The sequence below is a fragment of the Larkinella sp. C7 genome (assembly GCF_006149005.1).
In the GTDB taxonomy this organism is placed as follows: Bacteria; Bacteroidota; Bacteroidia; order Cytophagales; family Spirosomataceae; genus Larkinella.
Genome location: NZ_VBSL01000019.1, coordinates 1 through 12,331 on the forward strand (window position 1 = coordinate 1; position 12,331 = coordinate 12,331).

6 protein-coding genes are annotated in these 12,331 nt (G+C 53.1%); 4 read left to right on the forward strand and 2 right to left on the reverse strand.

Features of this window, described 5'->3' with window-relative positions; all coding sequences use genetic code 11:
• Nucleotides 1-228 precede the first annotated feature (228 nt).
• Together FH871_RS28035 and FH871_RS28040 are read right to left on the reverse strand one after the other, a co-directional pair.
• Nucleotides 229-2,892 (reverse strand): ABC transporter permease, encoded by a 2,664-nt coding sequence (locus FH871_RS28035; protein WP_138994739.1) that lies wholly within the window; start codon nucleotides 2,890-2,892, stop codon nucleotides 229-231.
• 161 nt (nucleotides 2,893-3,053) lie between these two features.
• Nucleotides 3,054-3,392 (reverse strand): PadR family transcriptional regulator, encoded by a 339-nt coding sequence (locus tag FH871_RS28040; protein WP_138994740.1) that lies wholly within the window; start codon nucleotides 3,390-3,392, stop codon nucleotides 3,054-3,056.
• A 340-nt stretch (nucleotides 3,393-3,732) separates the two neighbouring features.
• Between FH871_RS28040 and FH871_RS28045 the strand changes: the two genes are divergently transcribed.
• From FH871_RS28045 to FH871_RS28060, 4 genes are all read left to right on the forward strand, one after another.
• Nucleotides 3,733-6,117 carry an ABC transporter permease gene (locus tag FH871_RS28045; RefSeq protein ID WP_138994741.1) on the forward strand — a complete coding sequence of 795 codons (2,385 nt, stop codon included), beginning with the start codon at nucleotides 3,733-3,735 and terminating at the stop codon, nucleotides 6,115-6,117.
• A 4-nt stretch (nucleotides 6,118-6,121) separates the two neighbouring features.
• The gene (locus FH871_RS28050) at nucleotides 6,122-8,521 is read left to right on the forward strand and encodes an ABC transporter permease (RefSeq protein WP_138994742.1); all 2,400 of its coding nucleotides are present in this window, start codon (nucleotides 6,122-6,124) and stop codon (nucleotides 8,519-8,521) included.
• Between the two features lie 84 nt (nucleotides 8,522-8,605).
• Nucleotides 8,606-11,032 carry an ABC transporter permease gene (locus tag FH871_RS28055; RefSeq protein WP_138994743.1) on the forward strand — a complete coding sequence of 809 codons (2,427 nt, stop codon included), beginning with the start codon at nucleotides 8,606-8,608 and terminating at the stop codon, nucleotides 11,030-11,032.
• A 172-nt stretch (nucleotides 11,033-11,204) separates the two neighbouring features.
• Nucleotides 11,205-12,245: a hypothetical protein gene (locus tag FH871_RS28060; protein WP_138994744.1), complete on the forward strand. Its 1,041-nt coding sequence runs from the start codon at nucleotides 11,205-11,207 to the stop codon at nucleotides 12,243-12,245.
• Nucleotides 12,246-12,331: the final 86 nt, after the last annotated feature.

A 12,331-nucleotide genomic window follows, 5' to 3' on the forward strand; every position in this document is an offset into this window, starting at 1 on the left:
ATTGGGATCGCCCAGCCAGTCGAGCAGGGTGGTGGCCCAGCGGGGTGGCGGTCCAATGTTTCGGTTTGGATGATCTGGCCGTTTGATGGGCTCCATGTTTTTTCAATATCAAATATCAAATGATGAATATTAAATAATAAAGAGGCCACCCGCGCGGTGAATAATGATAAAGTATCCGCCCTTTATCATTTTACATTCATTATTTGATATTTAGCATTCATTAACTTTTCATTCCGAACGCAATGACTTCACCGGATTCATCAAAGCCGCTTTGATGCTCTGGAAACTGACGGTTAGCAACGTAATCACCAGCGCGCCCACACCCGATGCGGCAAAAATCCACCAGGAAAGCTCGGTGCGGTAGTCGTACTGCTGCAACCAGCTACGGAGGAAATACGCAGCAACGGGCGTGGCAATCCCGAAGGCAAGCAAGACCAATCCCAAGAAGTCTTTCGACAATAAACTCCACAGGTTGAGTACCGATGCGCCCATCACTTTCCGCACGCCAATCTCCTTGGTGCGCTGCTCCGCCACGAACGACGCCAGCCCAAACAAACCCAGGCAGGAAATAAAGATGGCCAAAACCGCAAAGAAGGTCGCCAGCTTGCCAATCCGTTCTTCGGCCCGGAACTTGGCGTCATATTCTTCATCAGCAAATTTGTACTCAAACGGGGCCGCCGGAATCAGCCTTTTAAATACCGCTTCAATTTGGGATAGCGCGTTGCCGGCATCAGCTCCGGGCCTGATTTTGATGTTGATCCAGTTGGGCGAGCCAAACAGGAAGAAAACCGTGGGTTTGATCGGCTTGAAGGGTGACTCCATCACCATGTCTTTCACCACCCCCAAAATCCGGAATTGTTTTTCCACATTGTTGGTCATCCATTGGCTCTTCCAGCGGACGAATTCGCCCACGGGTTGCCGAAAACCCAGCAGTTTGGCGGCTGTTTCGTTAATGACAAACCCGGCGGAATCGGACGCCAGTTTTTTCGAGAAATTCCGGCCCCCAATAAATTGCCAGCCGACGGTTTCGGCGTATTCGGGCGAAACCGTTAGCGTAGCAAATCGCTCGTTCAAACCGGGCGGCATGCCTTTCCAGCTAAATCCCTCACCCGACGACCAGACACCCGTAATCGGGCTTTGCGATTCAGCCACTTCGCTCACCACGCCGGTGTTTTTCAGTTCATTTCGCAGCAACGCAGTTTTTCCGTAAAAATCGTCCGACTGCATCGGCACCAGCAACAGCCCATCGCGGGCGTAACCGACCGGACGGCTTTTCGCAAACTGAATCTGCCGGTAAACGACCAGGGTGCTGATGATCAGCGCAATGGAAACCGTGAACTGCGTCACTACCAGAATCTGGCGGGGTATGGAAGCCGACCGACCCCGCTGCAATCGCGCCGATCCACCCCCCTTCAGGACCTGAATGGGCTGAAACGAAGTCAAATACAAGGCCGGGTAGCTGCCCGCCAGGAAACCCGTTACCCCAATGAAACCAAGGCAGAACAACCAAAAATAGCCATTCGCCCAGGGAATCTTCATCTGCTTGGCGGCCAGGTTGTTGAACCATGTCAACGAAACCGTTGCCAGCAGCAGGGCAATCAGAAAGGACAGGAAAACCACCAGCAGGGACTCGCTGAAAAACTGCCCCACCAACTGAGAACGACGCGAACCGACGGTTTTCCGGATGCCCACTTCCTTGGCGCGTTTTTCGGAGCGGGCTGTCGAGAGGTTCATGAAATTGATGCAGGCCAATAGCAGCACGAAAAAACCGATCAGGCCCACCATCCAGACGTATTGAACCGGCCCTTTCCCGACTACACCGTTTTTGAAATCCGAATACAAATGCCAGTCGCGCATCGGATGCAGCCACATTTGCGGCCGGGTTGCGGCTTCTTCCTTCATGCTCTCCAGGTGCCGAATGACGTTCAGTTCAGAGTCTTTGATGGTCGCCGTGGCCTTGTCAAAGTCAGTATTCGGCTGAATTTCCACGTAAATTAAAAGGGCGTGGTTATCCCATTTCTTTTCCCTCATATACCGGTTATGGGCCACAAAATATTCCCAGGACGCCAGAAACTGCGCATCGTGGAACTGGGTATTTTGCGGCAAATCTTCATACACTCCGGTCACTTTTACCAGCCAATCCGTATTGATCTTCACCGGTTTATTGATTGGATCAGCGTCGCCGAACAGGGCTTTCGCCGTTGAAGCCGACAGCAGAATGGATTGGGGGGCCTGCAAACCCGACCAGGTGCCTTTTACCATCTTCAACGTCAGCATTTCCGGAGCTTCTGCGCCAATAAATTGCCCCCGTTTCGAGAGCTTCGTTTCACCCGCTGTTAAAATGTGATCGTCCAGGTGCGTTGAGGTTACGATGTGTTTAAAGGGACTGCTGTAGTTACTTTTCAGTTCCTGAATAAAAGGATACGGCAGGGATTGCGACGTGTGCAGTTCGCCATTGACCACCTGATTCTGCATTATCCGGGCAATGCGGTCGTAATGCTGGTGGTACCGGTTAAACGATAATTCATCGTAAATCCAGAGGCCCGTCAACAGGGCCACCGCCATGCCCACCGCCAATCCCCCCATGTTGATACCCGAATACCCTTTGTGTTTGACCAGGTTGCGGAAGGCAATTTTGAAATAATTTCGTACCATAGCAGGATGTAGGAAAAATGGATTCGACTCGGCTTTTTTTCGTTTGGCCAGCGGCCGCAACAACTTCAACGCACTCAGGACATACCGCCAGCGGGCTTTTTGCACCCCCACGGTTTTCACCCAATACGCATACAGTTCGAGCAAATCGCCCTGTACTTCTTCCACCGTATTGGGATCACCCAGCCAGTCGAGCAGGGTGGTGGCCCAGCGGGGCGGTTTTGGGGTAGAAGACTTCATAAGTTTTTAATATCGAATACTGAATATTGAACACTGAATAGCGAAGTGCGTGATTTGGGTTGCGGTGTTTGATTTTGGTACCGCGCTGGCGGCCCAATCGTTATTCGTTCGTTATTCGTTCGTTATTCGATATTCAGTGTTTAATATTCATTTTTCATCAGCTATCCTCCCATCAACTGCAACGTCTGCGGAGGCAGGGCATCCCACAATTGCTCACGGATGCTTTTGACTTCCATGAGAGCTTTGCGACCAGCGGCAGTCACCGTGAAAAACCGCTTCCGACGACCTCCGCGCTCGGCTGTGGCTCCGCTCATTTTCGACGCCAGATACCCTTTTTCCTCCAGCCGTTGCAGCGTCGTATGAACCGTGCTGAAGCCCACCGCCCGCCCGGTTTTCTGTTCGATTTCCTGCGTAACGGTCACGCCGTACGCACTTTCGTCCAGCACGGCCACCGTCAACAAAACCACCTCTTCAAATTCTCCTAAAAAAGCCCTTTTCATGGCGCAGTGATATGATACGATAATGCCGATCAAATGCAGTGCCAACTGATAGAAAACCGCTTCAACAGGCGTTAAACGCATATTTTAGCTAAGCCGCATGGGAAACGTGTCCGGTTTTGGACATTATGACGTACCAAAACGGACAAGCCGGATGGCCGGTCGGCGTCGGTGGGGGGTGCGAAATGAAACCTTGTACATCGGCGGACAAATGATTGTACGATTTCGGACAAAAAAAGAAAAATAGATTTACAAAATATTGATAATCAGTACTATAATAGGCGCGGCATGGAAGTTGAGCGACCCAGGGCAACCGAACCGCTTTTCTAACTGGACCTATGATATGCTGCGAAACTACCTGACCATCGCCTGGCGGAATCTTCTGAAAGACAAATTCTACAGTCTGATCAATATTCTGGGCCTGACCATTGGCGTCACCTGTGGCCTGTTGCTGCTGCTCTACGTCACCGATGAGTTGAGTTTTGACCGGTACCACAAAAAAGCCGACCAGATTTACCGCATCGTCTCGTACATCACCGAACCCGACAAAATCAACAAGTGGCAGAGCACGCAGCCGCCCCTGGTGACATCACTGAAACGGGACTATCCTTTCGTTGAAAACTACGTGCGGTTTTTTCCCAACGGCCGGGTGGCCTTCCGGCAGGGGGAGAATCGGTTTTACGAAGAAGAGGTCTACGCAGCCGACTCCACGGTATTCGACGTCTTTACCCACAAATTTATTGAGGGCGACCCCAAAACCGCTTTGGCCCGGCCCGGCAGCGTGGTGCTGACCGAGAAAACCGCCCGGAAATTCTTTGGCGAAGGTGCCGCGCTGGGGCAGACGCTGCGTACCAACGACACGACTTCGTACCAGGTCACGGGCGTCATTGAAGACGTACCCCGAAACTCGCATTTTACGTTCAACGCACTGCTGTCGCTGAGCCCGAACGAGCGGAAGGCCGACGGCTGGGGCGGTTTTTACATCGTCAGCTACCTGGTTTTGCCGAAAAACTTCGACACCAGCATATTGGAAAGCAAGTTCCCGCAACTGTACGACAAAAACATGGCGTCGATCTTCAAGCGGATGGGCATCAAGATTACGTACCAGTTGCAGCCGCTGACGAGCATTCACCTGTACTCCAAACTCGACGGCGAAGCCAACGGCGATATCAGTTACGTCTACATTTTCAGCGCCGTCGCCTTTTTTATGTTGTTGTTGGCCAGCATCAATTACATGAACCTGGCAACGGCCCGCTCGGCCAAACGCTCGAAGGAAGTGGGGCTGCGGAAAGTGATGGGGTCGCTCCGGAGTGCGCTGATGGCCCAGTTCCTGACCGAATCGGTGCTGATGACGGTTTTGTCGCTCCTGCTGAGTCTGTTGTTTGTGGCGTTGCTGCTCCCGTTTTTCAATTCGGTTTCGGGAAAAGAGATTCAGTTTCGGGAATTGATTCAGCCGCAGTTTATGCTGATTGCCCTTTCCATTGTCGTTTTTACCGGTTTTATCAGCGGCAGTTACCCGGCTTTTTATCTGTCGTCCTTCGAACCGGCCACCGTGCTGAAAGGCTCGTTCAATGCCAAAGGCGGCAGTTTTTTCCGGAAAACGCTGGTGGTGGTTCAGTTTGCCATTTCGCTGATCATGCTGATTTGTACCTGGATTGTGTACGATCAATTGAACTACATGCGGGACAAGGATCTGGGGTATGACCGCGAGCAGGTGTTGACCATCGACTACCAGGACCGCCAACCCCGCGACCGCTACAACCGGCTGCGGAGCGACCTGTTGGCCAATCCGAACGTCCGCAGCGTGGCCACGGCTTCGTCGCCCACCAGCAACATTGGCGGGCGGGTTATTTTCGGCATTGAATCCAACGCCGGACTGAAAGAAATGGGCTTCAAACCGATGGGTGTCGACCACGACTACCTGCAAACGATGGGAATGAAAGTGGTTGCCGGACGGGCTTTTTCGGATAAAATTCCGGCGGATACGTCCAACGGCGTGCTGGTGAACCAGGCCGCCGTCAAACGCATGGGCTGGAAAGAACCGCTGGGCAAGAAAGTGTTGCTGGGTGGGTTGCCGCAGGCCGGTCAGCCAGCTCCGCCGGAGGCCAAGGTTGTGGGCGTGGTGAAGGATTTTCACCAGCAGTCGCTCTACATGCCCATCGAGCCGATGATTATGCTGTATCGGCCAAACAACGGGGTGATTCACATTAAGATCGATGCTAAAAATGCCGACAAAACCGTTGCGTTCATTGGCCGGAAATGGCGCGAAACCTACCCGGATCGCCTGTTTGAATACCGGTTCCTGGACCAGGATTTCGAGTCGGCCTACAAAGCCGACGAACTGCGGGGCCGGATTTTTACGGCCTTCTCCGGTCTGACGATTCTGATTGCCTGCCTCGGTTTGTTTGGTCTGGCGACGTTCACGACCGAACAGCGGGTGAAGGAAATCGGCGTTCGCAAAGTGATGGGTGCGTCGGTGTCGAGCGTGGTGCTGCTGCTTTCCAAAGATTTTACGAAGCTGGTGCTGTTCTCGTTCCCGATTGCCATTCCGGTCGCCTGGTATTCGATGGACCAATGGCTACAGCATTTTCCGTATAAAACCGACATTGGCGTCGGGGTGTTCGTGGTTGCCTGCGTGCTGACGCTGCTCATCTGCTGGACCACCGTGGTGTATCAATCCATCAAAGCGGCCATCGCCAACCCGGTGAAGTCGCTTCGTTCCGAATAAGGTTATGCTGAAAAACTATTTCAAAGTGGCCTTCCGCACGCTGTTGCGGCACCGGACCTACAGTCTGCTCAATGTGATTGGGCTGGCGGTGGGGCTGGCCTGCGGTATTCTGATTTTTCTGGTCGTCGGGTTTCAGCTTGGATTCGATACCTATCATCAGAAGGCCGACCGGATCTACCGCGTGGTAACGGAGCTGACCTACGAAACGGCCACCTATTCGCGTGGAACGCCGAAAGCACTGGCCGGGGTGTTGCGACGTGATTATCCCTTCATCGAAACGGTCGCCCGGATCAAACGGCTGCGGGGAAATTTGCTGAGTATACCCCGGGCCGATGGCGGTTTTCTCCGGAAGTTTCAGGAAGAGCGCACGGTTTGCTTTGCTGATCCCGACCTGTTCAGTGTGTTTGATTTTCAGTGGAAAACCGGTACACCGAAAACCGCCCTAACCGCGCCGAATTCCGTGGTGTTGACGGAAAAATACGTCCGCAAATACTTTGGTGATGCCAACCCGATCGGTCGAACCCTGCGACTGGATAATAACCTGAATCTGACGGTGACCGGTGTGCTGGAAGACCATCCGGTGGCGACCAATCTCAGCGATGAGGTGTATATCTCCTACAGCACGGTGTTGGGTTTGGAAGCCCGGTCGTTGCAGAACTGGGATGACCTCAATAGCGAAGAAATGACCTACGTTACGCTGCCGGAAAATACGCCGGTCGGCCAGTTGGAAGCGGTTTTTCCGGGCATTATCCAAACATATTACACCCCCGAAAACGCCCGATTCTATCATTTCCACGCCCAACCCCTGCATGACATTCACTTCAATACGACCTACGGCGGTCGGATGCAGCTAAAACTGCTGTATGCGATGGCGATTGTTGGGGTATTTCTGGTGCTGGCAGCCTGCATCAATTTTGTCAATCTGGCCACGGCCCAGGCACTCCGTCGTTCGAAAGAGGTGGGCGTTCGGAAGGCACTGGGCAGCACGCGGGGGCAGTTGTTCCGGCAATTTATGACCGAAACCGCCCTAATTACGCTGGCGGCTGTTGCGCTGGCGTTGGCCCTGGCGCAGGCCGGGCTGCCACTGGTCAACCAGACGATGTCGGTTTTCAACGCCAATTTTTCGCTGACAGACCTGCTGCAGCCGAAGTCGTTGCTGCTTTTTCTGGTGCTGATTGGGTGCGTAATCGGGCTGGCTGGTTTTTATCCGTCGCTCATTGTGTCGGGTTTCAATCCGATAGCGGCCTTGCGCCGGAAAATGACAACCGAGCAGGTGGGCGGCATTTCGGTACGTCGCGGTCTGGTCGTGGTGCAGTTTTTCATCACGCAGCTCTTTGTCATCAGTGTGCTTGTGATGATGTCGCAGTTGCGGTATGTTCGCAATGTCGATTTGGGTTTTACGAAAGAAACCGTTCTGACCATTCCGGTGCCGACGCCTGATCCGCTCAGGCAGGAAACGCTGCGGAGCCGGTTGCGGGAAATCGGGGGGATTCAGAACGTGGCCTTCGGCAACACTCCGCCTGCGTCTTCCATCATCAACAAGAGCCCGTTTACGTTTGACAACCGGGCCGAGCCGGAAAAATTTGAAACCCAAACCAAAATTGGAGACGGGAACTATGTGCCCCTGTTTGGCCTGAAACTACGGGCTGGTCGTAATTTTCTTTCCGGTGATACCGTCGCCAGGGAAATTATTGTCAATGAGATGCTGGTGAAGCGGCTGGGTTTGCCCTCGCCCGATGCCATTTTGGGAAAAAACCTCAATGTGCTGGGCATCGACCGGACGGTGGTGGGCGTGGTGAACGATTTTCACGTCAACTCGCTGCGGATGGCGGTGGCACCGACGGTTATTTTCAAAGCGTTTAGTGAAAACCGCATGGCCGCCCTGAAAGTCAGTCCGGCTCACCTGGCCGAAACGCTGAAGCAGGTCGAAAAAACCTGGAACGGTTTATTTCCCGAACTGGTCTTTCACTACCAGTTCATGGACGAAATCATGGATCGCTTTTACACCGCCGAAACCATCATGCTGGGTTTTGCGCAGGTGTTTTCCCTGATTGCCATTCTGATTGGTTGTCTGGGGTTATACGGTCTGGTATCGTTCATGGCCGAATCGAAGACGAAGGAAATTGGCGTGCGGAAAGTGCTGGGGGCCAATGTCGGGCAGATTCTATGGCTGTTTGGCCGGGAATTTGGTCGGCTGGTGCTGTTGGGGTTTGCGGTGGCCGCTCCTTTGGGCTGGTGGCTGATGAGCCGCTGGTTGCAGGATTACACCTACCGAATCGAGATTGAATGGTGGGTGTTTGGCGCAACCGGTTTGCTGGCCAGCCTCATTACGTTGGCAACGGTTTCGGTCCAGTCCGCAAAAGCCGCTTTGATGAATCCGGTTACCTCACTTCGTTCGGAATAAAGAGTTAAGAATTAAAAATGAAGCGTTGAAAATGCGTTAGCCAACCGCAAGGGCGGCCCCGTCATCATTTTTAACTAAAAAAATATGCTCAGAAACTACCTCAAAATCGCCATCCGGAACCTCCGCAAACAGCGGGGCTTTACGTTCATCAATATTTTTGGCCTGGCCACCGGTCTGGCCTGCTGTCTGCTGATTCTGCTTTATGTGGTGGACGAACTGAGTTTCGACCGGTTTCACGAAAAAGCAGACCGGATTTACCGGATCAATACCGACATCAAATTTGGCGGCAATGATATGCACATGGCCGTTTCGCCCGATCCGATGGGACCGACCTTGCTGAAAGATTATCCGCAGGTCGAAAATTTCGTGCGGTTACACGGGCGCGGTACGTTTCTCGTCAAGCAGACGGGGCAAACGAATAACCTGCGGGAAAACGACATCATGTATGCGGATTCGACGCTGTTCGATGTGTTTACGCTGCCGCTGGTGGTCGGCAACCCGAAACGGGCGCTGGTGGAACCCAATACGGTGGTGATTAGTGAATCGGCGGCCAAACGGCATTTTGGAAATGAGAACCCACTGGGAAAAACGCTGTTGTTTGACAATGCGTTTACCTATCGGGTAACGGGTGTCATGCGCGACATGCCGACCAACGCCCATTTCCGAACCGATTTTTTTGTCTGCATGCGGAGTGACAATTATGAGTGGGGACGTTGGCTTAGCAATAACCATCAAACCTATATTCTTCTGAAAAAAGGTGTTGATGCCCAACGGTTTAGTCAGAATTTTGAAACCGTCATTCAGAAATATGTGGGGCCACAGGCTCAGGAGTTTGTCGGCGCAACGATCGACCAGTTGCGCCAATCCGGGAACCGGTTCGAATACTCACTCATTCCCATGACCGACATTCACCTGCACTCCAAACAGAACATTGAACTGGCGCCCAACAGTGATATTCAGTACGTTTACACGTTCTCGGCGGTGGCGGTTTTTATTCTGTTGATTGCCTGCATCAATTTCATGAACCTCTCGACGGCCCGCTCGGCCAACCGGGCCAAAGAAGTGGGCGTCCGGAAAGTGCTGGGATCGGTGCAACGGCAGTTGATCGGGCAGTTTATGACCGAATCCGTGCTGATGGCCATTCTGGCGATGCTGCTGGCGCTGGTGATTGTCGCGCTGACGTTACCCTTTTTCAATGACATTTCAAGCAAACAACTGACCATCGATCAACTGTTTATTCCGCAATTTTTACCGGTTTTGCTCGTCCTGCCGCTGGGCGTCGGGTTGCTGGCGGGAAGTTATCCGGCCTTTTTCCTGTCGTCGTTCCGGCCCATCAGTGTCTTAAAAGGCAAGATCAATCTGGGGCTGAAAAGCGCTGGTTTGCGGAGTGGACTGGTGGTTTTTCAGTTCATGATGTCGGTGATTCTGATTGTGGGAACGATGGTGGTCTATCGCCAGATCAACTTCATTCAGACGAAAAAAGTGGGTTTCAACCGCAATCAGGTGCTGACCATCAACGAAGCCTATGCGCTGGGAGAGCAGACGCAGACTTTTAAAGACGAGGTGCGGAAACTGCCCGGTGTGACGAACGGTTCGGTGTCAGGCTATTTGCCCGTACCCTCGAACCGCAGCGATAGTCCGCTGTTTCCGGAGGGGCAGAGAGAGCAAAGCAAAGCGGTTTCGACGCAGCAGTGGGGTGTCGATTATGATTACATCCCGACCTTGGGCATGGAACTGAAAGAAGGCCGGAATTTCTCGCGGGAGTTTGGGGCCGATTCGACGGGAATCATTTTGAATGAAACCGCCGTCAAAGTTTTCGGCTTTAAAGATCCCATCGGAAAACGGGTTTGGCGGATGCTGGACGATGAAGGAAAAGTCTTCAAAACGTATACGGTGATTGGGGTCGTGAAAAACTTCCATTTTGAGTCGCTACGGCAGAATATCGGTTCGGTGGCCTTGATGATGGACCCCAACCAGGGTGCGGTCTCCTTCCGGCTCAACAGCCACGATATTCCGGCGCTGGTGAAACAGATCGAAGCCAAATGGAAGCAAATGGCACCGGGAATGCCGTTTAGTTATTCCTTTCTGGACGATAGTTTCGATGCCATGTACCGCGCCGAACAACGCGTCGGGCAGATCGTGTTGACGTTCTCGGTACTGGCCATTTTGATTGCGTGCCTGGGTCTGTTCGGGCTGGCGGCTTTCATGGCCGAGCAGCGGACGAAGGAAATTGGCGTTCGGAAAGTGCTGGGGGCCACCACCGCCAGTATTGTGGGCTTGTTGTCGAAAGATTTTCTCCGGCTGGTGCTCATTGCCATTCTCATTGCCACGCCCATTGCCTGGTATGGCATGAATGCGTGGCTGAAAGACTTTGCCTACAAGATCGATGTGCCGTGGTGGGTGTTTGTGCTGGCCGGTACGGTTGCGGTTTTCATCGCGTTTGTTACGGTGAGCTTCCAGTCGATCAAAGCCGCTTTGATGAATCCGGTGAAGAGTCTGCGGAGTGAGTAAGCCGTCCGATCCCGGACAATTTTGGAATTGGATAATTTGGTAAAGCACTGATAGAGAGGGTTTTGTTGGTTGTGGTATATTCTTTGAGTGTCTTTCGTCAGAAACGATGCAACTCCGTTCGTGTATTCTGCATCTTTTACCCAACTCTCCAACAATCTCAAACACAAATACCATGAAACGTTCATCTTTCCTCTTAACCGCTGCGTGTGCCATCGCCTTATCCTTTCATGCCTTTGCCCAGGACAAAGATGAAACCCCCTACGAGACCAAAAATTTCTCCGGTAGCCTGAACACCGTTCGGGTGGAAACCTCCGGCGGCAGCATCTCGGTAGAAGGCAGTCAGTCGAGTGGCGTAAAAGTTGAAATGTACGTACGGGGCAACAACTGGCCGAGCAACAAACTCTCCAAAGACGAAATCGACGAAAGGCTGAAAGAATACGACATCAAACTGGGCGTCGAAGGCAATACCGTCATTGCAACGGCCAAACGGAAAAGCCGCGATAACTGGGATTGGAAACGGTCGATCAGCATTTCGTTTAAAGTATACACGCCCAAAACCGTCGCAACCGACCTGCACACCAGTGGGGGCAGCATCCGGCTGAGCAACCTAGTGGGGAGCCAGAACTTTGCCACCAGTGGCGGAAGCCTGCACCTGACCGGTGTCGAAGGGCTGATCAAAGGCCGGACGTCGGGCGGGAGCATTCACCTGGATCGTTGCCGGAAAGACATCGACCTGTCGACCAGTGGCGGTTCCATCCACGCCGAAGATTCTGACGGCAACCTGGACCTGCGGACGTCGGGTGGCAGTGTCCACTTGGCTAACCTGAGCGGCCGGGTCAATGCGCGCACCAGTGGCGGCAGTGTGAAAGGCGACGGTATCAAGGGCGAACTGGTAGCCGGTACGTCCGGCGGTTCGGTTCGGTTGTCGGGCATTTCGGGCAGCGTCGAAGCCAGCACCAGCGGGGGCGGAATGGATGTTGAAATTACGAAGCTGGGCGAATACGTCCGGTTGTCGGGTGGTCCGGGCAGCGTGAAAGTCCGGATGCCGCTGGATCAGGGCATCGACCTCGATTTGTCCGGAAACCGGGTCGATATTCCGCTGAGTAAATTCGACGGAACGGTGGAGAAAGACCGCGTCCGGGGCCGCCTGAACGGGGGCGGTGTTCCCGTCCGCATCTCCGCCGGCAGCGGGAGTGTGTATGTAAATCGGTAAAAAATAATGATGAAGTATGAATGATGAACGATGAATGCTTACTGGTGAAGCTCACTCATCGTTCATCATTCATACTTCATCATTCC

Excerpts from the sequence above, each read along its gene's own strand:
- FH871_RS28055 (WP_138994743.1), top strand. The coding sequence starts at position 8,606 with ATGCTCAGAAACTACCTCAAAATCGCCATCCGGAACCTCCGCAAACAG.
- FH871_RS28040 (WP_138994740.1), bottom strand. The coding sequence starts at position 3,392 with ATGAAAAGGGCTTTTTTAGGAGAATTTGAAGAGGTGGTTTTGTTGACG.
- FH871_RS28035 (WP_138994739.1), bottom strand. The coding sequence starts at position 2,892 with ATGAAGTCTTCTACCCCAAAACCGCCCCGCTGGGCCACCACCCTGCTC.
- FH871_RS28060 (WP_138994744.1), top strand. The coding sequence starts at position 11,205 with ATGAAACGTTCATCTTTCCTCTTAACCGCTGCGTGTGCCATCGCCTTA.
- FH871_RS28050 (WP_138994742.1), top strand. The coding sequence starts at position 6,122 with ATGCTGAAAAACTATTTCAAAGTGGCCTTCCGCACGCTGTTGCGGCAC.
- FH871_RS28045 (WP_138994741.1), top strand. The coding sequence starts at position 3,733 with ATGCTGCGAAACTACCTGACCATCGCCTGGCGGAATCTTCTGAAAGAC.